Raw genomic sequence first — 22,468 nt, 5'->3', positions numbered from 1 at the left:
GGGGCCTGTCACCGAAGCCCGTCCACGAGGTATCCAGTGTGCGAACGGTCGAGACGCCCGGTTTCGAGGCCGTGCCGCAGTCCAGCTGCCAGCCGGGTATCGATCGCGGAAGTGAGCCGCCTGCCGCCGAAGATCGCAAGGGCCTCGCGCTTCAGCTCGGTCTCCTCCATGCCGCCCGAAAGCGCAGCTGCGGCCCGCATGGCGTTCGCGATCTCGACGAGAGAGATGTACTCGGGGTCGCGTGGGGCTCCGGACTGGGCGCGGCGCACGCCCCGCCAGGTCTGCGGGTCGAGGTCGGGAGGCCAGAGGAACGTGCGCTCTCCGGTCGTACGTTTGAACTCCGACGGCACGCAGCTGAGGATTGCAGCCGCTCGAGCCTGAGCGACGCGCTCGAGTCCGAAACTTCCGGCCACGACCTTCGCCAGCCTGATCCGGTGAATGGGCCCCTCCGCCGCGAGCGCGTCACGGATCGCCGCTCGGACTCGATCGGCCGCGGCAGACCGCGGCAGCTCATCGAGAGTCGTGATGGAGCCGAGCCGACCCGGCACCCATTCCCTGAATTCCGTGAGATCGGGGTGCGTCGCAGCCCGTACGGGAGCGGGAGCGGGAGTCGGAGCCATCTGGCGCGCTCGTATCGGCATGACGAGGGCCACATTGGCGTCGGTCGGCCGTCCTCGCTGGGGCTGTCTCTCGGAATCGGGCGACACGGGCCGCCCGGTATCCGCTGGCGTCACGGCGGGCGGGATCTGAGCGGGCGCCGCCACAACTTCGCGCGCCCGAACTACCGCCGCTTGGAGTCGCTCCATCGTCTGTTCGCGATGGTGCAGCCACTCCGGCAACCAGACGCGCTCGACTCCCGGCCAGCGCATGAGCCCCTTGAGCACCTCGACAGGCAGGCCGTCCCGATCGGCCACGGTCTGGCGCGCCCGCCAGTTCTCGCCGTCGAGCAGCACCGCGACGAGCGGCCGCTCGGGCTTGGCGGCATCGGCGATACTGAGATCGACACGGAACTCGGAGAGCCCGACGTCGGTGCGCACGGCGTAGCCGGCGGCGCGCAGCTCCGCAGCGATGTCGTCGCGGTGACGATCGATGCGCGGCATACGTCGGCCGTCGTCGGTGACCGCCTCGACTCCGCGAGCCGCCAGTTCAAGATAGGCCTTCAGGTGCTTGATGCCGATTGAGCTCGTCTGCTCGGCCCGAAGCTGATCGGGGTCGAAGCTTGCGAACAGGATCACCTGGCGACGTGCGCGCGTGACGGCCACATTGAGCCGACGCTCACCACCAGCCCGTCCGAGCGGTCCGAAGTTGAGCGGCAGCACGCCGTTGTCGTTGGTGCTGAAGGCGACCGAGAACAGGATGCAGTCACGCTCGTCGCCCTGCACGTTCTCGAGGTTCTTCACGAAGAGGCCGTCGGGCTCATCGAGGGCCCGCATGATGCGTTCGTCGCCGCTGTCTCGCAGCAGGTTGTCGATCAGGTCGCGCTGCTGGGCGTTGAACGTGATGACCCCGACCGACGGTGACTCGTCGGGCGAAGCCCAGAACCGACGCTGGATGTCATCGACGATCGCTTCGGCTTCGACGCGGTTCGTGCGCAGGGTCTTGCCCCTGCCGGAGCGCTCGAAGTGACCATTGACGCGGACGAACGAAATGCCGTGGCCATCGATCGCGTCGTTCGCGCCGCTCGCCACCGGAGCCGGGAACGACGACAGCCGGTTCTCATAGTAGTGGTGGTTGCTGAACGCGATCAGCGATTCGTCCTGGCTCCGGTAGTGCCAGGAGAGCCACTTTCGGGGCACCTGCGCCTGCACGCTCTCGCTGAGGATCGATTCCTCGTCGACCACGGTCTCGGGCGTGTACTCGACGTCCTCGTCGATCGACGCGCTCGATTCGGCGAAGCTCGTGGGCGGCATCTGCTTGCTGTCGCCGACCACGATGACCGAAGCACCGCGCCCCATGGCACCCACCGCATCAGCGACGCGGATCTGGGACGCCTCGTCGAAGACGACGATGTCGAAGAGATCGGGGCGGGCGGGGAAGAATCGCGCGACCGAGTCCGGGCTCATCAACGTGCACGGCATGATCTGCGTGATGAGCTCGCCATAGGTGTCGAGCATCGCTCGTACGCTCATGCCGCCGCGCTGCCGCTCGAGCTGTCTGCGCAGGCCGCCGACCAGGCCGCCGGCTGCGTTCACCGAGAACGTGCGCGCCGAGAGGAGGTCCGAAGGGATCAGCCTCGGGAGGTGGTCCCGCACGGCGTGCGTCGAGGCGGTGAAACGCGCGATCGCGTTGTTCTGGGCCTGAGGGTCGAATGTCCCCAATGCCGTAGCATCCTCGCGCTCGGCAATGGAAGCTCGCGCGACGCCCTTGTCGAAGGCGATCGCGGCGTCCTCGGCGGCGATCTCGCCGCGGAGCAGTGAGGCTCGGGCCGCCGTCAGGCCCGACGTTCGCAGCGGTTCGAGGGCGCGCACGAAATCGAGCCAGCGGTTGAGTGTCACAGGCTCGCTGGTGTCCAGTCGCCGTGCGCCGCGCGTATCCCACCAGCGTCGCAGGAACGCCTGGCCACCGAGCGAGTCGGTCGACAGCGTCGACGGCATCCCTGCCGCCGTCGCGAACTCGCGCCACGTCGTGACCAGCCGCTCGAGCTCCGCCGCCGCCTCGCCGGCGCTCGTTCGCGCGAAGTAGTCGCGGATCGCGGTGATCCGCGGATCCGTCCGATCCTTGAGCGACTCGCCGAGCCACATGATCCACTGAAGACGCGAGTCGAACGTCTTCACGTCGGCCTCGAGAAGCGGGTTCCACCCCGAGTCGATGAGCGGCAGGGGAACCTTGCGGATCGCCTCCCGTAACGAATCGACCTCCGCCATCGTCCTGGCCATCTCGCCGGTGAGCGCGGAAAGCGTCTTGAGCCTCACCGATTTCGGGTCGACGATCAGCTCGTCGGCGAACCGAGCCAGCACGGCTTGGCGACGCTTCTTGCGACCGAAGAAGCTCGAGGCATCCGCTGCCGACGCTTCTTGGTGGATCGCCTGCACGTCTCGCGCGAGCACGGTCGGTCGCACCTGGCTCACCCAGGCCGGCGCGGCGAATGCCGCGACGCGCGCCGACACCTCCTGCAGATACGCGAGCCACTCGTGCTGTGCGAGGGCGTCGAGCGTCGTCACCGGATGCCGCGGGGCCCGCGAGATCTGCGCCCACGCCTGCAACTCATCCGGGTCCGCGGAAAGCGCCAGTTCGTTCAGCGGGATACCCGCCTGCTGCACGGCCTCGAGTGCCGCGTCGAACGCTCGCGCGGCACGGTGCGCGTGTACCGCGTCGATACGGGTCCCGGGACGCTCGTCGAGGAAACCCCAGGGATGCCGGGGTTCGGGTCGCGCGAGATCGGCCGTTTCGGCAAGTCGACGCAGAGCGCTCCGCAGGGACTCGATCTGCTCGGGCGTGGAGCTCGACACGAGTTCGGCCCGAACCTCGAGCACAGGCGCGTCGGGGTCGAGTGCGAGCTCGGTCGTGCGTGCGGAGTACAGCGACATCCCCGCGGCGTTCGGCTCATGCAGTCGTTGCGCGTAGCGTGCGAGTGCTCGTCGGCTCGCCTCGGCGGTCTCCGAGTCGGCCTGCAGCTTCGCCCGGTCGGCGCGAACCGCAAGGTCGAGCGCCGTCTTGACTTGGGCACGCACGGCTGCCGGCCGGGCGGACTTGTCGTGAAGGTCGAGCGAAAGGTCGCCGAGACCGACCGATTCGAGCCGCTTCTTGACCACGTCGAGCGCCGCACGCTTCTCGGCGACGAAGAGCACGCGCTTGCCCGCCGCGAGCGAGCGCGCCAACAGGTTGGTGATCGTCTGCGATTTACCGGTGCCGGGAGGACCCTCGAGCACGAAGGTGCGACCGCCGACGGCGTCGGCGACGGCCTCGAGCTGCGAGCCGTCGGCAGGCACCGGGACGACGGCGCCGAGCTCATCGAGGTCGGCCGGAGGAACGTCGGTCACGGGGTCGTCGAACGGCTCGAGCGGCGTGTTGATGAGGTGCGCGACGAGCGGGTTCTTCGCGAGCGACTCCCAGTTGTCGTCGAGGTCTCTCCACAGGGGGAACTTCGCGAACTGCAGGATCGAGAGGTCGACGGTCTCCTCGACACGGAAGGGGAGTCCGGCCGCCGCGATCGCCTCGCGCGCAGCGCGGAACGCCGCGCCGAGGTCGATGCCCGACTCGTCCTCCACCGGTGTCTGCAGGCCTGGAATCTCGAGTCCGAACGCGACGCGCAGTTTCTCAAGCAGGCAGTAATTGGGGGTCGACGCGCCGGCCTCGTCGAGCGAGAGCTGATAGACCTGCCCGCGATTGGTGGTCGACATGTTCACTGGAACCAGCACGAGCGGCGAACGCAGGTCGCGGTCGTTGAACCGCCAATGCAGCATGCCGAACGCGAGGTAGAGGTTGTTGGCGCCGGTCTCCTCGACGATCGTCTTCGCCTTGTAGGCGAGGTACCGGAGCTTGCTGGTGTAGGCGGCGTCGGTGATGTCGATGTACGCGCGCCGCTTGGCGGCGAGGGTCTCTTCGCGGAGCGACTCGGAAAGGTCGCGTGCGAAGCGGATGCCCCGTTCGCGGTCGACCGACGGGATGTCATCCGAGGCGACCAGGGTGATGGTGGCGCCGGCGTTGACGGCGTCCTCGAGTCTGGCGACGGCGGGCGGCGGTACTTCGAGTCGATACCCCGCGCGCGTGGTGTAGTTGATGAGCTTATTCCGCAGACTCAGGTCGAGCAGAGCGTTCTTCCAGAGCTGCACTCGACGGGGTACCGCCGTCCGCTCGGTCGAGGCCCCCTCGCCGGCGGGCGCTCCGTAGTAGGGAGCGATGACCGCAGCGGCGGGCGGCTGGTAGGTCGTGATCGTCGTCGTGCCGTCGGCAGCGACCGAGCGGCTCGGGAGCGGGTAGATCCGATGTCCGCGGGCCTCGCGGACGTCGCTCACGCCAAGCAGCGCCTCGGGATCGCCGTCGAGGAACCGCGTGCGGGGTGCGCGGTTCGCCTCGCCGAAGGAATGCGAGTCGGTGCCGCCGGTGAGCATCGTCGTCTCGACGAGCGCGATGTGCCCGAGGTCGACGAGGTTCGCGATCTCCATCGGGTCTGTAGTCGCCACGACACCGAGCGAGGTGTCAGAGCGCCAGTACCCGAGGAACGCGTGGCCCTTCGCCAGCCAGAGCGTGGTGTTGATCCCGAGTTGTTCGAGCGCCGCAGCCATCGTCACGGTGGTGTCGAGGCAGGTGCCGAGTCGTTCCTCGAGCACTTCGCCGGGCGTGCGCACGCGCTGGCCGCGTTGACCCCAGCTTGCGGGCGGCTCGGCATAGCGGATGTCGCGGGCCCGCATCGCGTCGTAGACGGCGGTGACGATCGCGTCGACCCGAACCGGATTCTCGCTCTGGTACGCGTCGAGGTCGCCGTGGCCGGTGTCGGCCTTCACACGATCGGATGCCTCGACGAGGAGCGAACTCAGCGCGGGCGAGTTTGGCTGTACGTGCGCCGCCAGGAGCTCAAGACCGAGATGCAGCGGATTCGCGATCCACTGGTTGCCCGCGAGGATGTCGACGTCGACGGATGTCTCGCTGAGCGTCGTGCCCGCGGCATCCCGAAGCGTCGCGCGGATGCGCCCGTGCTGCTGCACGTCGACCTCGAGCATGCGTGTGGGGTCGAGCACGAGTTCGAGATCGCGCAACGTCGTGGTCTCGCCGGCCTCGAGGTCGACCAAGTGCACCTTCGGATCGCCGAGTGACCCGGTCACGCTCACCACATCGACCTCGACCGACGCAGCCCGCAGGTCGACGGGCACGCCGGAGATCGAGATCTCGTCGATGACGGCGATCCGGCTCAACGCCATCGGGTAGCTCAGCACCGGGATGGCACTGATCGCGATCGACGGAGCCCCAGCCGGCGATGCCGTGAACTTCTCCGGCGTTGCGGGAGCGGGAGCGGGGCCGGGTGCGAACGCGATCGACGCGGCATCCGATTCAGGTCCTGTCTCGGCCGGTCGCACGGGCAGCAGCGGTGCTTTGAGCTCGGCGATGCGATCTGCCTCGTCGTCGGCTGCGATGAGCCGCAACAGCAGCTCCATCGAGTCCATTGCCCGGTAGGCCGACGGCGCCGAGAACTCCTCGTTGTGCGCCCACCTGTTACGGACGTCGCGGAGTTCGCTCGCGTAGTTGGTGCCTTGCCGAGACAGTGCCCGGTCGAAGGGGAAACCCAGTTCGCCGATTCGTTCGGTCATGGCGCGGAGCATCAACGAGAGGTCGCGGTTCGAATAGGTCAGGTTGTGCCGGCCCGACATCTTGTCTTTGCGTTGCATGATCGACGTCCAGTCCGAGACATCCGGGGCGGCCTCACGCATCACCCGCTCGACGAACGGCTTGAGGCCGTCGATGAGGACGCCCAGCGCCTCGCCCACGGAGGAGTGGTGGTTCGGGTCGTCCATCTTCGCCTTCCTCGATGCTCAGTAGCTAGCCGGGTCACGTTAGGGGTAGCGACCGACATTGAGCACGCCCTCCCGAGATTAGCCAGCCCAGATCACATCATCGTGACGCGCTCGGACTGCACGTGTGCCCAATTCGGGGGTGGAGCATGGTCGCCGACGGTCGAGCCCCGTACCTGGCCGATCGACGAGCTCCTGTGTCGCGTCCGCACGACACGCACAGCTTGCGAACGGTGGGCGCGTTCTGGTTTGGCGGCGGCCGAGCCCGCTCAGCGCAACCTTGCTCGTTTCGCAAGATACGCGGATGCCCCAAATCTGGGGGGCTTGTCAGCGCGCGCGGTCTGCACGGGTTGTGCCATGTTCTTGCGTATGGCTGACTTTCGAAACGCGACCTGGGGGATGACTCAGGCGCAGGTGCGCTCTCTCGAGATCGGCCACCCGAAGCTCGACGCTGAAGGGATGCTGCTCTATGAGGTGATTGTTGCCTCCATGGACGCCGAAGCCTTCTATCAGTTCCGCGAAGGAGAGCTCGCAAGCGCTTCATATCAATTCAGAGAGGAGCGCACATCGCCGAACAGATATGTGCGCGACTTCAACCGACTCGTGGAGCTCTACACCCGGAAATACGGTGAGCCGGATGGAAGTCACGTCGAATGGCACGATGACCTCTATCGCGATAGCCCGGACAATTGGGGCTACGCGGTCGAGCGTGGTGATGTGGCCTTCTTCACGAAGTGGTCAACCACTGAGTCGGGCGTGAGCATCATGCTCAGCGGCGGAAACTACGAAGCGAGCATCTTCGCCCATTACGTGTGCCTGGCTCATCAGGCGGCATTGACCGATTCCGAGAGCCTTGACGAACTCGACATGATTTGAAGCTGCCTCGTGGAATCCGATTCCAGGTCGCGGCTTGATTGGTTCAAGCCGCGAACCGATCGAATCGATGGGCGAGGCGATCCCGATCTGGCCACGATGCCCGCCGGCGAGGCAGCGCTAGTCGTCGCCCGTGCATGTCCTGCAACCCGTATCGGAGCATCGGCCCGTCGACTTCGTCGAGGAGGTCGCGGTCGATTCGGATCTCGTAGTCGGGAGAGATGCCGAGCAGGTTGTGGTCGTACGCGGCGTGGTGGATCTTGCAGAGGGACAGACCATTGGTCACATGGGCGAGGTCGCTCAGCACGCCGTCCGCGACGATGTGGGCGGCATCCAGGAGCTCCGCGTGCTTCAAGGAGCAGACCGAACAGGTCGCCCCGTACGCCCGGAGCACCCGCGCGCGGAAGATCGGCTGGTGCAGCCGCTCGCGAACGACGCGGTCGGCGTAGCTGCGCTCGTCGCCGGTCATGTTGAGCGGATCGCCGAAGAAGCGGAAGGTCTCGTCCAGCGCGAGATACACGCTCCTCAGATCTGGGTCGTCGTGGACGATGTAGACCGGGTAGTAGGCGACGAAGTAGCCGCTCCGCACGCCGTGGAAGTAGACGAGCGGCTCATTGTCCTCGTAGGTGCGCCTGAGCTTGACGTTGTCGCCGCCGTCCTTCGACTGGTACGAGTAGCGCACCAGACCGTCTGGCCTGATCTCGTCGTCGTATCCGTGCGACTTCGAGCTCGTCATCACGGTGAGCGTGGCATCGAAGTCGCGCGGGTTCCGGATGCCGCGAGCGGTGTCGAGCAGCGGGATGCGTTCGCCCTCGAAGGCGTAGCTCTCGAGTTCCGCCCGGCTCAACTCGTATGCTCCAGCGCCGAGCTTCTCGTCCAGCCAGCGGAACACGTCCTCGCGGATTGCGCGCTGCTGGCTCTCGGATCGCATCCTCATCGACTCTCCCTCTCGATCTCCTGAGCTATTGCACGCGCCACGTCCTCCGGCGCTTCGTGCTCCCAGAACCGGAGCGCCCGCCATCCCGCTGCCTCTAGTTGCGCGTTCGTATCGGCATCGCGCTCGATGTTCGCGGCGAGCTTCGGGCCCCAGTAGTCGCTGTTGCGCTTCGGCGACGTCGCGTGCACGGGGCAGCCGTGCCAGAAGCAGCCGTCGATGAACACGGCGATCCGCGCGCGGGTGAAGACGATGTCGGCTCGGCGGCGCAGTCCAGGAACGGGCGGATAGTCCACGCGGTAGCGGAGGCCCTGCGCGTGAAGCAGCCGGCGCACGGCGAGCTCGGTCGAAGTGTCGCGGCGCTTGTTGGCGAGCATCGACTTCCGCGTGCCCTCCGAGGTTGCCCAGGATTCAGGCATCCGGTGCCTTCGGCGGGTCGAGCGGGTAGAGGTGGCCTTCGCTGAGCAGGGCCGAGAAGCGCTGACGGAGCCCCGACGCGAACTCGGGGTCGCGGATGATCACGCCGGTTTCGAGGTTCTTCTCGTGGGCGGCTTCGGAGAGGTTCGCGCTGGTGATGAAGGCGATTCGCGAGTCGACGATGACGACCTTCGAGTGCTGGATGCCTCCGTTCGGGCCCGGCTTGAACCCGAGGAAGCGAGCGCCGACGAGCTTCTCCTGCAGCCAGCCCGCGGTCTTGCCGCCGTTCATCTTCGGGTCGACGAGCATGGTCGTCTTCACACCTCTCGCGACCGCCTTCCAGAGCGCGACGAGGTAGAGCGACGTCGGGCTCGCCGAGTACGTCGACGCGAAGACATCCTCCGTCGCCTCGTCGATCAGGTGGGCGAGCGCAGCGGTCGTGTGATCGCCGTCGCCGGGGAACGTCGGTCCGCTCCACACCGCCCGAAGATCCGTGCCATTCGCCTTGGCGGCGGCGGCGAAGCCGCGCAGAACGGCGGCGAGGTGGTCGGCGCCGAGGGCGGCGTGGCATTCCGCGAGGAGCGCCTGCGCGGCCCCATCCGGAAGCTTGGATGCCGCTTTGGCCAAGCTGCCGTCGATCTCCAGGCTCGAGGCGAGTGCGAGCGCTTTCGACGGCGACACGGTGCGTGCCAGGGCTTCGAGCGCTGCGGTCATCTCAGGCCACCGCGCCGATCTTGATGCCCGCGAGCAGCGGCGCGAGGCCGTGCGAGCCCTCGTGCAGGTCGAGCACGAACCGACGGTCGAGGAAGCGGTTCGCCCGCTCGCACGAGGTCTCCGACAGGAACGCGCAGAAGTGGCAGGCGGCTCCGTGCAGGAAATCCTCCTGATCGCGGGGCACGCGGTGGGCGCAGATCGGGTCGGAAGAGCAGCGCTCCGCGCGGTGCAGCGCCTCGAGCATCACCTCTTCCAGCCGTTCGGTGCGCGCCAGGTCGACGAGTCCGCCGAGAGTGCCCTCGCTGTCGGGCGATGTGGTCGTGATGAGTATCCCCGCGGCTGGTTCCCTGTCGTCTCCCTCCCGCCAGGCGTAGATCCGTTCCGAGAGCGACGCCGAACCGTAGCCGCTCGACATCGCCATCTCGCGGATCAGCAGGTGCGAGAGGGTGTGCAGCGCCCAATACCGTGGAGGTGGCATCCGCTCGTCCGCGTCAAGCTCGGCTGCCGTGCGACTCTGGCGGCGGGCGAGATTGCGTTCATGGGCGGCGACGTGGGCAGCCCAGACGTCCGAGTCGAGCACCGGTGCCTCCCACGACGTGACGACGTCTTCGGAGAACCGGAGGAACACGCCTTCGCCGCGGTCCTCGGTCGCGGGCGCCCACTTCGGCTTGCCCGAGATCGAGATCGGGGCGACGCGCGCTGCATCGTCGCCCACGCGGTCCTGCGCGTCGATTCGGGTGAACCCGACGAACGCGTTCGCCTTGCGGATTCGATCGACCGCCGTAACCTCCTGCACCGCGGGCGCCAATGACGCGGCCACAGGAACCTGATGCACCTTGAAGCCGTTGCGGCGGTCTTCGGTCAGGAACTCGTCGGGATGGGTGAGCGTGGACCACTCGGGTACCAGCAGGTAGTTCGGGTCGTAGCCGGTGGGGCCGGATGGCGCCGGGACCAGCGGCGGTAGATCTCCACGGGCGATCTGGATCGCTTGCCAGAGCTCCTCATCCGAGATTCCCGTGAACTTCGCCACCAGGTGCTCCGGCGCGAACTGCCGCCATTGAGTGACGGACGCCAGCGACGTGATCTTCGCGAGCTGCGCGGGCGGCAGTCCCATCACCTCGTCGACTGTGTCGGCAGGCTTCGGCTCCTTGCGCGACGGCAGCACGAGCACGCTGATCGTCGTCGGGAACCACTGGTTGGCCGCCCCCAGCAGCATCAGTCGCACCTCGCCCTGGCACGGCTTGTCGGCCGGCGCGAAGGTCGGCAGGTGCGGGTGCCGGCCGCGACACAGCGGCAGGGACGCCTCGCCGCCAGCACGGGTGATCTCGGCGATGTTGCGCGACGACTCGCACTGAACGCAGACGATCGACACCTGCGGGCCGAGGTTCGAGCGCCATTCCCGCATCCGCAGCATCGGGTTCGCGACGCACTCCTTGCGGTTGCCGTCGGCGCCGTGCACCCAGTCGTTGTAGGGGAACTCGTCGAGGTGCCCGTTCGTGCACGCGATCAGGTAGCGCGCTGGCACGGCGACGCGGTCGCGCCCATCGCCCTTGAACCGCCCCTTGCACTTGCGGTGCACGAAGCGAGCCATGTCGGGGCGGTGCTTGCGCGTGTTCTCGAACTCGAACACCTTCGCCGAGACCGGCGCGAGCAGGTCGCACCCGGTGCAGCGGAGCCACTGCGGGAACACCCGGGTCGGGATGCCGATCGGCGTGGTGTCGCCACCGAGCTCGTCGGGCAGCCACGGAGGCTGCCGGAGCTCGCCCACCTTGTCGAATCCGGGCTGTCGCCGTACCGCTTCGAGCAGTCGCGGCACGAGCACGAGCGACGGCTCGCCGCCCATCCGCGCGTACGCCTTGTCCCATGCGTCGATGCCCTGGGGCATGACGGAGAGGTGCGGCAGGTCGACGGTCGCGCCGATGCCCGAGGTGTAGAGCATCGCGCTCGGCCGGATGGACCCGACGCGCGCCCGGTTCTTCGGCTTCAGCGCGCCGTCGAGGAACGGGTCGGCGACATCACCGGCGACCCCGACGGATGCCTCGGCCGTGTCACCCGCGGACGCAGTCGCCGCAGTGACCTCGGCAGCGAGCGCGGATGTCTCGGGCGTCGTCTCGTCGGTCACTTCGCGTCCTTCTTCGGGGTGAACGTCCACTTCGGCGTCGCCGCGCCGACCGGCTCGGCGAGCTTGTCCGGGAACGGCGAGACGAGCAGGTCGATCTCGGGCTGCACCTCGCGCATCGAGTTCGCGACCTGGAAGATCCGGTTGCCCTCCTCGCCGATCGAGTCCTCGGGACTCACCAGCAGCGGCGCCACCATCTGCTTCGGCAGCGTCTTGCGTGCGTATGTCAGCGCACCTCCCTGGGCATCGCTGCGTTCGGTCCACTCGTCGAGGCGGAACACGAGCTTGCTGTGCGCGAGCTTCGCAGCCTCGTCGCCACCGGCCTGCGCGACGCGGGCGACGAGCTTCGCGACGAGCGCGTCGAGAGCGGGGCGCCGCGGCACGACGTGACCGGCTCCGGTCGTCGAGTCGGGCGAGAGCGAGACATCCGTCGCCACCGTCGCGTCGATCACGCGGGCGGCCGACACGATGAGTCCGGTCAGTCCGCGCTCCATGGATGCCTCGGAGAACGGCGTCACCGACAGGGCTTCGACGTTGGCGTAGAACGTGTCGTGGTAGTGCTCGAACTGCTCGTAATGGGCCATGTCGCGTGGGCGCGATCGGTTCGCGAGCGTGACGACCAGCCCGGGTTTGGATGCCTCGCGGCCGACGCGCGACGACGCCTGGATGTACTCGGCGGTGTTCTTCGGCTGCCCCACGATGAGCATGAGGCCGAGGCGGGGGACGTCGACGCCGACCTGCAGCATCGAGGTCGCGAGCACGACGTCGAATGGCAGCTCCCGATCGGGCAGCTTCTCGCCGGCTTTCAGCTTGGCGGCGATGACGGCACGCCCGGCGGTGGAATCGAGCGACGCGTCGAACGGCGACGCGAGGTGCGTCAGCGTGCGCCCGATCTCCGACGACGAGATGCGCGACGTGAGCTCGCCGAGACGCAGGGGCGTGCGGCGTCGCGGGTAGCCGGTCGACTTGTCGGGATTGCTCACTCGTGTCGTGACGTCGTCCTCGAGGTACCGCCGCATGCCGGCCAGCTCGCGGGTGGCGGAGAAGTAGTCCACGAGCGTGAGGTACGGCTCGGCGGCCGCGCCGTGCGCGTCGAACAGCTTCTGACCGGCGAGCAGCAGGATCTCGCTCAGGCGGATCTCCGCGAGCGTGAGCCTGGCGCCGTGCAGGCACACGCCGAGGTAGAGCCGGCCGGGCTCCTGCTCGAGCGGCACCTCCTTCGAGAAGAACGTGTCGCTCACGGTGAGCACCTGCGGCGGGAACACCTCGACGTCGCGCGCGTAGAGCTTCTGCACCTGGTCGCCGGCGCGGCGCACAGTCGCGGTCGAGGCGATGACGAGCGGCTTCACGGGCTTCGCGGATGCCTCGTCTCCGAGCTCCCAGCTCGAGAGCACGTCGATCGCGCCCTCGAAGAGCCCGACCGCCGTGCCGAGGGCGCCGGTGATGAGGTGGAGCTCGTCCTGGATGATCAGGTCGGGCGGCCGGAGCCGGCCGACCGCGGTGACCTGCGTTGCGCCGTACGGTCGCCCGTTCCTCTTCGTCGCGTTGTGGTGCTCGGCGCCGCACACGCTCGCGTCGGTGTCGGCGTGCTTGTAGCCGTGCCGCGGGCACTTCTTCGAGACGTAGCCGAACAGGCTCGCGGCTTCGCCCTCGCGCGCGAGGCGGGCGAACTTGTCGACCGTTGCGAGCAGGAAGGTCGGCGGATGCCGGTAGATCTCGTCGTCGACCGTGAGCACGGGCAGCCCCTCGTCTGCCGATCCGCCGGCGGCGAACGGGCATGCTGCCCGCTTGTCGCCGCAATAGACGCGGATGCGTTTCTCGACGTCATCGGCCTCGACGTTGCTCTTGCCGTTGATCGCGGTGCCGCACCACGGGCAGTGGTCGAACTGCAGCACCGAGAGCCCGTAGGCGGACGTGCCCTCGCTGTCGCGGACGTCCTTCACCTGCTCGGCGGCTTCGGCGAATCGCTTCGGGCTCACGCTCGAACCGACCCACAAGCCGATGCGGAACGGCACCGACCCCCACGTCGCGGGGTCTTCGCGGCGCACGAGCTCGGCCGCGCAGAGCAGCGTGGTCGCACGGATGAACTGCTGCGAGGTGAGCAGCCGCAGCGTGTACCGCATGAGCACGGCGACGCCATCGCCGCCGTTCAGCATGCCCTCGGGCGTCTCGACCTGACCCTGCAGACGGCGGATGCCGAAGGTGAATGCCGCAAGCCCGAGATACGCCTCGGTCTTGCCACCACCGGTCGGGAAGAACAGCAGCTCCGCCCGCGGGAAGTCCGATGACCGTCGCTTGTGCGTCGGGTCGACCACCGACGGCAGCTGCATGAGGATGAACGCGAGCTGGAACGCGCGCCATGACGCCGCCCTGTCGCCGCGGGCGTCGATCTGGTCGACCGCCTCGGCGATCTTGAGCGCGGGCTGCTCGATGCGGAGCGCCGCGACCTGCGAGCGCAGACGCTGGTCGCGCATCGTGCGGTTCATGAACCAGAACGCCTTGCGCGCTTCGTCGCTCGCGGCGAGCAGCTCGAGCCCCTTTCCGAGGCGCTTCAGCGCGGCCCGGCCATCGGCGATGCCGATCTCGCCCTGCGTCTGCAGCCAGGCGGGGAGATCGGAATTCGCCGCTTCCTGTTCGTCGAGCCACACGGAGTAGGCGTCGACGATCGGCTGCAATCCGGCGATGAGCTCGTCAGCGGAGGCCTCCATGAGCGCACGCATGCTCAGCACGGCACCGTCGACTTCGGGGGCGCGGGTTTGCGGAACCTCGGCGGTCGGCAGCCAGGTCGTTCGCACCGCGGTCGCGCGGCGCGAATCGTCAGCGGAGATGTCCCAGGTGGCGGACGCCGTACGGCCCGCGGCGAACTCGAGGCGGTCGCGGTAGAGCAGGTCGAGCCGGCGAACTTCCGGGTCGCGAGACTCGCGATCGTGCTCGATCGCGTCACGCGTGGGAAGGAAAATCGCGGATGTCCCGTCGAGCGCGGTCGCTTCGAGTTCGGCTTGGAACAGCCAGAGCTTTGGCGGCAGCTCGCGGCCGGTCACGGCGGTGTTGAGCAGCGCAGCTTCGACCACGCGGCGGCCCTCGTGTTCGAAGACTTCGACGGAGATCGCGACGTCGTCGCCGAGATCAGTCCGCATCGACCCGCCGCCCGGGATCGCGGCGAGGTTAACGTCGACTGGAGCCACATGCGGAGTGCGGTCGTAGTAGATCTGCACGCGCCCGGTGTCGGGATCGGTTTCGCGGCGTGCGGCGTACTTGCCCCAGCGCGCGACGAACCGCAGGGCAGTGGTGTCGGCGGCGACCTGGAACCGGATGCCCATAGATGACGGTGCGATGATCTTCGACTCCGGGCCTCGGTCTTCGTCAGGCTCGGAGGGGGATGCCTCTCCGACTGACTCGTCTTCGTCGACCGGCACGCCCTGCACCTCGTGCGCGTCGGAGAGGTCCGTGACAGCGAGCGTCTCGTCGTTGCGCACCTCGTCGAGCGAGGTCGGCTTCGCCGTGGAGGTGGCGGTGCTCGACTCGGCGCCCTCGAGCAGGGAGATGGGAGCGAGCGCGCCCGAGAGATAGCGGGCGCGCGGCGTGCCGACGATCGTCTCGGTGGGTCCGTCCCACGGGCCGACGAGATCGCGACCGAGCAGGTCGAGCAGCTCGTCGCGCACCTGCGCGGACGTGGCAGCAGTCTCGTCGGCCATCAGAACATCGCTCCTTCGGGCTTCGCGGACTCCTCGAGGCTCTTGCCGCGCTTCGCCTTCTGCGGATTCTGCTGCGCCTCGATCGCCGCGCGTCGGTGGTTCTCCTCGAGCAGCCGGTCGAGGATCTCGACGCGGGCCGCCGGGCTCACCGTCCACCGCTCCATCTGCCGGTAGGTGTGGAATCCGTGCTCCAGCGGGACGTCGGTCGAGCCGTACGCTTCCATCACGGCCTCATCGATCTGCACGTGGATCGAGCGTATGAGATCGACGTCGGCATCGCCCTGCACATCGGGAGAGTTCACGAGGTTATAGAGCGCGGTGAGACCAAGCTGGCGGCGCAGCATGATCTCGCGCCGATCGCGGTTAAGCTGCTCCCCGACGTCGTGCATGCGGTCGGTGTCCTCGGGGCGGGGGAGAGTTTCGAAGACATCAGTTGCGGTGTACCTCACGCGCGTCTCGAGTGTGGACGAGTAAGTCACTGCCCAGATGTTGTGGATGTTGGAGGAGAGGAACGCGAATAAAGCTGGACTGGAGGATGCGAACACAATGACCAGGTCGCTGAAGACCTGATCGGAAGGGACAAGGACGGGCAGCACTGCCTTGCTCACTCGGGCGAGAACAATGGCTTCGCCCTGCTCCGCAAGTGCGGAGTACAGTCCCGGACGCCGCGCCTCGAATTCCCACCAGCGCTCGACTAGCCGCTCGTACTTCTTCCGGTCGAGACCCACGCGCATGGGACGGACTGACCGCTCTATGTGCTGCCACGCGAGGGGGGCAGCGGCCGCGGCATCAGCGGCTGCCATTCCACCGAAATCGACCGCGTATCGCGTCGCGGAGGAATCGGGCTGGGTGACGATGTCCTCACCACCGAGATACGGACGGATTATGCGCCCCGCCGAGCGGCGTTCGCTCTTGAATCGCTCGGCGTCGAATTCATCCACGATGAATCCGGCCCCGCGCGTAATGACGCCCATGAATGCGATACCCAAGTTCTGTCTGAGGGCGGTTGGACGGCCACTTACGCGACCCTCAGGCTCAAGCATGCTAGAGACAGTGCCCACCCGTACGTCATCCGCGACCGCACGGACGGAGTCCGCGAGCCGGATGCGCGAACTCCATACCGCTGCATACTCGAGCACAGCATGGCGAGCCGGCCATGGTGCGCTCTGGACGGCCCGCTGAATCTGCCAGCCCCGCTCAACAAGCTGATCGAGGCCGACTTCCCGAGTGGCTCCCTGAGCGACCGAGTTCGTCGCAATCAGTCCGATCCTGCCTGAGTTGTTGGCGAGTGAGCCGGCACGGAGGAAGAAGTAGCCGACAAGGTCACTGCTACCGCTTCTCCCCCCTGCAACGACTTCCACGAGCCAGTCCCGGACCGGCGTGCCCATCCCTCCAGTGATCTTCTGGCCACCCAGGAAGGGAGGGTTCCCGATGATCGCGTCGAAGCCTCCGTGGTCGTGCAGGACGTCGGGTGCTTCGAGGATCCAGTGCAGCGGCTTCCAGCGTGCCTCCCCGGTGTCGACGGTGGGTTTAAGCCCGGCGTCGATGATCGTCTCGAGTCGGCGGCGGTCGCCGGTCGACCCCTCCCCCGGGTAGGCGTCGCGCAGCGCTTCCGCGAGCTCGTCGTAGCGCTCCTCAAGCTTGCGACCGGGTTTACCGCCCTCGAGCAGCCCCGCGGCGATGATGCCGTCGGCGATGTCCCGGAGCTTCGCGGTGACCTGCTTCGACTGTTCCAGCAGAGCGCGCTTCGCGCGGGTCGAGCGCATGCGGTCGGCGTCGTCCACCTGCCCGGAGGCCAGTTCGCGGCGCAGCCGCGCGGCATCCTCGAGGTCCTTGTCGACGTCGACTGAAGCGAGCTGCCGCTTCATCGATTGCTTGGGGTAGACGTGCTGCGCCTTGAGCTGTGCCTCGGTCGTGACGCCGAGCAGCGAGTTGCCGTGGAAGACGCGGTCGTCGACGAACGAGAACGGCTTGCCGGGGTCCATCGACATGAGCCAGAGCGAGAGCTTGCACATCTCGACCGCCATGCCGTTGATGTCGGCGCCGTAGAGGCAGCGGGCGACGATCTCACGAACGGCCCAGCGCTTCAGGTCGGACTCGGCGCTGACGTCGATGCGCTCCTTCGCACGGGCCTCGATGAGTCGGTCGGCAAGGTAGCGGGCCGCGGCGACGAGGAACGCGCCGGAGCCGGCGGCGATGTCGGCGACCTTGAGGTCGAGGATCTCGGCCGACGACTTCAGCACCCATTTGTCGGAGTTCTCGGTGTCGAGCGGTCCGGGCGAGTAGACGAGCGGCTCGAGGGCGTGCAGCACGACCTCTTCGGCGAGCGACCGGGGCGTGTAGTGCGTGCCGGTGTTCGCGCGCTGCGACGACTCGGTCATGACGACTCCGCCTGCGGGCACGACATACGGGAACCCGCGAAGGTCGTCGCGGATGAGCGCGTGGAACGGTTCGAGCCTGGCGGCGAGCTTGTCGTCGCCGGCGAGCGCGTGGCGGAGCCGGGTACGGGCGCCGGCCGCAGCATCCGGATCGACCGTGCCGTAGGCCTTCGCGATCTGGCCAGCCGTGCGCGACTTCGCGTGCTCCTGGGTCTTCTTGAAATGCGTGACGAGCTTCTCGCCGAAGTCCTTCGGGCTCGCGGCATCCGTCGCCAGCTGCTCGAGTTCACGAAGCGGGACCTCGGGCTCGAACCCCGCCCTGCCCTGCAGCCCGACGATCACCTCGGGCGCGTACTCGGCCGAGTAGCCGAGCAGGCCCTCGTAGACGTAGCCGATCTGCTCGACGTCGAGGTCGCGGAACGAGAGCTGCATCGCGCCGTCCTCGATCGTCTGCACCGCGCGGAGCACGGCGAGCATCGCGCGATCGGTGACGCGCACCTGCAAGCGGCCCTGCGCATCGGTCGCCTGCAGCCACGGGAACCGGTCCGGATCGAAGAGCGAACCGCCGTAGGCGGGCATCCGCGCATCGGGATACGAGACGCCGTTGAACACCGCGTTGCTGGCGGCGAGCAGGCGATGCCACGCCTCCCACGAGTGGTCGAGTGCTTCAGGAGAGCCGGCCTCGGTCGCCTGATCCTGCAGTTCAGCTCGGAGGTTCGCGATCGCGTACGACGAGCGGTAGAGGTCGTGCTCGGGGAGCAGGCCGCGCTCCTCGGCGAAGAGCAGGAATACGATGCGCATCAGTACCGTGACCGCGCCTTCGTAGACGAGCTTCGGGTCATCCGGCAGCGGCGAGGCGTCACCCTGTGCGAGGGCGCGCAGGTGCGTGTCGGACATCGACTGCAGCACGAGTTCGACCGCTCGGCGCACCTGGTCGCCGAGCGCTTCCGTGATCTGCTCGGCGCTCGCGACGGACTCGGCGAAGAGGAGCGGGAGGCGCTTCTCGGGCTTTCCCCCGGCGATGGAAGTGAAGCTCGCGAGGGCGAGGAATGCGTCGCGGCTCGGCGGTTCTTCGCGCCAGAGCAGGGCGTCCCAGACGCCGCTCGCGGTCGTGACGTCCTTCGCCGCGGAGACGAGCGCCCACCAGCGGCCGTCGGTGACGATGCCGATGGTCGTGCCGGTCTCGCGGAGCAGCACGGCCATACGGTCGATCGCGTTCGCCGACCATCCGTCGGTGCCGACCTCACGGAGGTTCTCGGTACGGTCGACGAGGGTGACGAGCGCCGCCGGTGTTGTGCCGTCGCCGGCGAGCGCGGCCCAGGGCTTCACCGTCACGGCCCCGTTCGGCGACTTCGCCTCGATGCCCGCGGGAGTGGTCCGCAGTTCGTCCGACCAGTCGAGCAGGTCGCGCAGGACGACCTCGATCCAGCGATCGCGAGCGGCCGTGTACTCGTCCGGCGACGACGACCACGCTGCCAACCAGTGCGTGAACTCGTCCTTGAACAGCTCGCGCTGTTCGGGGCTGATGTCCGAGGGCAGTCCCGACGGGTGGAACGACTTGAGCGCCGCCTTCGACAGGAACGGGCCGTCGGCGTCGATGAGCGACAGCCACTCCCATTCGGGAATAGTGGGCTTGCGGGTCCTAGCGGCCACCGGCGGCCTCCAGCTTCTCGACGTCTTCAGGGGTCAAAGCGAACACGAGCGCGGCCACGAATGTATGGGCTTGCACGTCGCGGTAGCGGCGTTCGATCGATTCGCGCTCATCGTGCTGTTCGCCGTCGAGCGCCGAGAGGCGGTTTCGTACCCGATCCAGGTCCTTCTCGCGCTGCTGTTTCTCCTCGGCGAGCTGGAAGAGCATGTCCTCGCCCGCGCGCCGAGCCTCCTCGGCCGCCGCGAGGGTGCCCTCGAGCGTGCTGCGGAACCGGTCGAAGATCTGGTCGACGGCGGCGAGGTCGGCGTTGCGACGAGTCTGGAGGTCGTTCGCGACCTGACGCATCCGTCGCTCGGCCCGGTCCGTGACCGCGTCAGCGACCCGGGCGCCGATGCCTTCGGGGTGGCCCGCGTCGGTGTTCCAGTGCGAGACGAGACGCTGGAGGGTCGACTGACCCGGTGCCGCGAGTCGCGCCCCGTCGAGCGTCGTCGTCAGCAGTGCCTCGGCGCGATCGATGCCGATCGCCTGGTTCTTCGAGATTCGCGTGCCCGCGAGGAAGACCTCCTCGTGCAAGCGTGTGCCGCCCTCGCCGACGAGGACGAGGCGCACGACGGCGGCAGCGAGCGACTGATCGAGCCCGTCGACCACGACCGCACTGACGCCGCGGATGGTGTCGCGTGACCACACCTTGCCGCGGAGTTCGCGTGCCGCGCGCTGGATCAGCGGGTGGCCCAGGTGGGCGTACACGACGTCCGACTGCTGGCGGGCGCGCTCCTCGTCGAAGGTGATCGGGCGCAGCACCCCGGGTGCCAGACGCGTATCGAGGCCCGCGAGCGCCGGCACCCAGGTGCGCGAGAGGCCGGGCGGCACCTGGTACAGCTCGGCTTCCTCACGAGGGTCGTCGACCTCGACGAGAGGAGGCTGCCCCGATATGCGCAGACCTTCCTCCAGCACGCGCATCAGGTTGCCGCCGTGCAGATGCATCCGATCGCGCGAACCCTCGAGGCGTTCCGCGAGCCGGGTCAGGTCGGCGCGCTGCTTCTGCTCGGCGTTCAGCACGCGATTGATGACCTGGTCACCGGCATCCGTCTTCACCTTGCGCGCCGGACCCTCGCCGAAGCCCAGCTCGCGCTGCAGATCGGGTGCGATGATCTCGTTCGCCGAGACGCCATCGTGCTCCGAGTTCGCGATCTTGCTCGCCAAGCGCGCGAGCAGGTCGGTGTCCTTCGCGTACGCGCGGTCGCTCGACTTGTCGGCGCGCGGGTGCCAGACGAGCGGGGTGTGCTTCTGACCGAAGCGGTCGATGCGGCCGATGCGCTGCTCGAGCCGGTTCGGGTTGAACGGGATGTCGAAGCTGACCAACCGGTGGCAGTAGGTCTGCAGGTCGATGCCTTCACCCGCGGCATCCGTCGCCAGGAGGATGCGTACCCGTTCGTCCTTCGGTGAGGCGGTGAAACGCGCGCGGATCTCCTCTCGCGTCTCGGCGTCGGTGGAACCGTCGATGATGGCGAGACGGTCGCCGCCCCACCCGCGCGACTCCAGCACGTCGCGCAGCCACTCGAGCGTCGAGACGTACTCGGTGAAGATGACGAGGCGCTCGTCGCCCCACCCGAGGCCCGGGATCGTCAGCTCGCCCTCGATGAGCCGGAGCAGCGCGTCGAGCTTCGAGTCGGGGCGGCCTTCGTACCGGTTGCCCCAGGCGATGAGTTGCTCCAGGTCTTCCTTGTCTTCGTCGGTCAGCGCGACCTGTGCGCGCTTCGCGGATCGCAGCGCCTCGAGCTCGGGCTGCTCGGTGCGGCCCTCCTCCTCGTCGGATGCCTCGTCGCCGAGCACGTCGTCGTAGTCGGGGAGCTGCAGCTCGTCCTCGCCCCGCGCAGCGAGATATGCCTCGGCCGTACTCGCGAACGCGACCGGCGACGAGAAGAACCGCTTCTTGAGGATGAGCGTCGCGAGGTCGGACGCGCGCTTGCCGCGCTCCCGCTTCACCGCCTGGTTGCGGCGCCGAGTGAACGCGATCAGGCGATCGTAGGCGTCGGCCTCGTCCACCGACGGCTCGAACATGAGCGACCGCACCTCGCGCAGCATGAACTCGCCGCTCGGCAGGTCGCGCTTCAGGCGGCGCACGGCGACCTGCTTCAGCGCCTCCTCGTCGAGGTCGGCACCGCGGGCGAACCGCTGCGGGTCGATCATCTCGAGCAGCGCGGTGAATGACTCGGAGTAGCCGTTGTGCGGCGTCGCGCTGAGGAACAGGCGGTGCTCGCAGAGCTCGGCGAGCCGGCGCACGGCGATCGTGCGCTGGCTGTCGATCGCGTATCGCGGGGTGTCGGCGCCGCTGTTGCCGCGGCTCGGCGTCGCCGGCGCGACGTGATGCGCCTCGTCGACGACGAGGATGTCGAAGGCGCGGCGGTCGGCGGTCTTCTGGTCTTTCACGCTCGCGTACACCTCTTCGAGCATGCGCTCGGCGCGCGGCGACGGCAGCCACGACATCGAGACGATCACCCGCGGGTAGACCTTGAAGGGGTTCGCGTGCACGCCGAAGGTGCGGCGGAAGGTCTTCATCGTCTCGGAGTTGACGATCTCGAAATGCAGGCCGAACTTGTCGCGCAGCTCCTCCTGCCACTTGATGACCAGCCCCGCGGGGCACACCACGATCACCGAACGTGCGCGGTGGCGGAGCAGCAGCTCCTGGATGACGAGCCCCGCCTCGATCGTCTTGCCCAGGCCGACGTCGTCGGCGAGCAGCATGTTCGCGCGCGGAGCGTCGATCGCCCGCCGCAGAGGCTCGAGCTGGTAGGCCTCGACCGACGCGCTGGAACGGAAGGGTGCCTGCAACGTCTTCGGGTCCGCGCTCGTCAGCGCGCCCCAGCGGAGCGCGTCGACGTACGCGGCGAACGTCTTCGGGTCGTCGAACCGGTCCGCGCGGATCGTCTCGGGCAGGCCCTGCTCGCGCACCACGCTGCGGCCGGGCTCGAGCTCCCAGATCACGGTGAGCTCGCGGCCGTAGTGCTCCTCCTCGACGGACTGCATCGTGACCGCGTGCTGGAGCTCGGCGCGGCCATCGTCGGCGCTGCTGCGGGGGAGCGACTGCGCCGAGACATCCGTCACCGACCAGCGGGCGCCCCGGACGTTCACAAGCTGTCCGGGTTCGGGTACTTCGAGACTCGTGGTCGAAGTCGTGTCCACAGTCGCTTCCATGCGATGCTCCTTCGCCGGTAGGGGGCGGTGTTGCTCGGTACCGACG

Annotated in this window: 10 protein-coding genes and 1 pseudogene; 2 read left to right on the top strand and 9 right to left on the bottom strand. The window is 68.1% G+C overall.

What is annotated here, in order from left to right:
- Window positions 1–8 precede the first annotated feature (8 nt).
- Window positions 9–4,772: a DUF4011 domain-containing protein gene (locus WBQ80_RS15025; RefSeq protein WP_337282599.1), complete on the bottom strand. Its 4,764-nt coding sequence runs from the start codon at window positions 4,770–4,772 to the stop codon at window positions 9–11.
- A gap of 153 nt (window positions 4,773–4,925) precedes the next feature.
- Between WBQ80_RS15025 and WBQ80_RS15020 the strand changes: the two genes are divergently transcribed.
- Complete coding sequence (locus WBQ80_RS15020; protein WP_337282600.1) at window positions 4,926–5,753, top strand: hypothetical protein; 828 nt, start codon at window positions 4,926–4,928, stop codon at window positions 5,751–5,753.
- A 327-nt stretch (window positions 5,754–6,080) separates the two neighbouring features.
- Here WBQ80_RS15020 and WBQ80_RS15015 read toward each other — a convergent pair.
- A pseudogene (locus WBQ80_RS15015) lies at window positions 6,081–6,449 on the bottom strand (Swt1 family HEPN domain-containing protein); the annotation flags it as partial.
- 366 nt (window positions 6,450–6,815) lie between these two features.
- Between WBQ80_RS15015 and WBQ80_RS15010 the strand changes: the two are divergent.
- On the top strand, window positions 6,816–7,322 hold the full coding sequence (locus WBQ80_RS15010; RefSeq protein ID WP_336572251.1) for a hypothetical protein: 507 nt from the start codon (window positions 6,816–6,818) through the stop codon (window positions 7,320–7,322).
- Window positions 7,323–7,365: 43 nt separating this feature from the next.
- Here WBQ80_RS15010 and WBQ80_RS15005 read toward each other — a convergent pair whose 3' ends face one another.
- From WBQ80_RS15005 to drmD, 7 genes are all read right to left on the bottom strand, one after another.
- Window positions 7,366–8,256, bottom strand: a complete 891-nt coding sequence (locus WBQ80_RS15005; RefSeq protein WP_336572252.1) for an HNH endonuclease — start codon at window positions 8,254–8,256, stop codon at window positions 7,366–7,368.
- Complete coding sequence (locus tag WBQ80_RS15000; RefSeq protein WP_336572253.1) at window positions 8,253–8,672, bottom strand: very short patch repair endonuclease; 420 nt, start codon at window positions 8,670–8,672, stop codon at window positions 8,253–8,255. The genes WBQ80_RS15005 and WBQ80_RS15000 overlap by 4 nt, the downstream gene beginning before the upstream one ends.
- The gene (gene drmC / locus WBQ80_RS14995) at window positions 8,665–9,384 is read right to left on the bottom strand and encodes a DISARM system phospholipase D-like protein DrmC (protein ID WP_336572254.1); all 720 of its coding nucleotides are present in this window, start codon (window positions 9,382–9,384) and stop codon (window positions 8,665–8,667) included. The genes WBQ80_RS15000 and drmC overlap by 8 nt, the downstream gene beginning before the upstream one ends.
- A 1-nt stretch (window position 9,385) precedes the next feature.
- Window positions 9,386–11,371 carry a DUF1998 domain-containing protein gene (locus WBQ80_RS14990; protein ID WP_336572287.1) on the bottom strand — a complete coding sequence of 662 codons (1,986 nt, stop codon included), beginning with the start codon at window positions 11,369–11,371 and terminating at the stop codon, window positions 9,386–9,388.
- Window positions 11,372–11,502: 131 nt separating this feature from the next.
- Window positions 11,503–15,198, bottom strand: coding sequence for a DISARM system helicase DrmA (gene drmA / locus WBQ80_RS14985; RefSeq protein ID WP_336572255.1), 3,696 nt, complete (start codon window positions 15,196–15,198; stop codon window positions 11,503–11,505).
- A complete protein-coding gene (locus WBQ80_RS14980) occupies window positions 15,198–19,229 on the bottom strand; it encodes a DNA methyltransferase (protein ID WP_337282594.1) in 4,032 nt (1,343 codons plus the stop codon). The genes drmA and WBQ80_RS14980 overlap by 1 nt, the downstream gene beginning before the upstream one ends.
- The gene (drmD, locus tag WBQ80_RS14975) at window positions 19,219–22,422 is read right to left on the bottom strand and encodes a DISARM system SNF2-like helicase DrmD (RefSeq protein WP_336572256.1); all 3,204 of its coding nucleotides are present in this window, start codon (window positions 22,420–22,422) and stop codon (window positions 19,219–19,221) included. Before drmD ends, WBQ80_RS14980 begins: the two co-directional genes overlap by 11 nt.
- Window positions 22,423–22,468 lie beyond the last annotated feature (46 nt).

It is taken from the genome of Agromyces sp. CCNWLW213, assembly GCF_037199545.1.
Lineage (GTDB): Bacteria > Actinomycetota > Actinomycetes > Actinomycetales > Microbacteriaceae > Agromyces.
Note: the sequence above shows the minus strand (reverse complement) of the source record. Positions and strands in the feature narration are given on the sequence as shown.

Excerpts from the sequence above, each read along its gene's own strand:
- WBQ80_RS15020 (WP_337282600.1), top strand. The coding sequence starts at position 4,926 with ATGTCCGCGGGCCTCGCGGACGTCGCTCACGCCAAGCAGCGCCTCGGG.
- WBQ80_RS15010 (WP_336572251.1), top strand. The coding sequence starts at position 6,816 with ATGGCTGACTTTCGAAACGCGACCTGGGGGATGACTCAGGCGCAGGTG.
- WBQ80_RS15005 (WP_336572252.1), bottom strand. The coding sequence starts at position 8,256 with ATGAGGATGCGATCCGAGAGCCAGCAGCGCGCAATCCGCGAGGACGTG.
- WBQ80_RS15000 (WP_336572253.1), bottom strand. The coding sequence starts at position 8,672 with ATGCCTGAATCCTGGGCAACCTCGGAGGGCACGCGGAAGTCGATGCTC.
- drmC (WP_336572254.1), bottom strand. The coding sequence starts at position 9,384 with ATGACCGCAGCGCTCGAAGCCCTGGCACGCACCGTGTCGCCGTCGAAA.
- drmA (WP_336572255.1), bottom strand. The coding sequence starts at position 15,198 with ATGGCCGACGAGACTGCTGCCACGTCCGCGCAGGTGCGCGACGAGCTG.
- drmD (WP_336572256.1), bottom strand. The coding sequence starts at position 22,422 with ATGGAAGCGACTGTGGACACGACTTCGACCACGAGTCTCGAAGTACCC.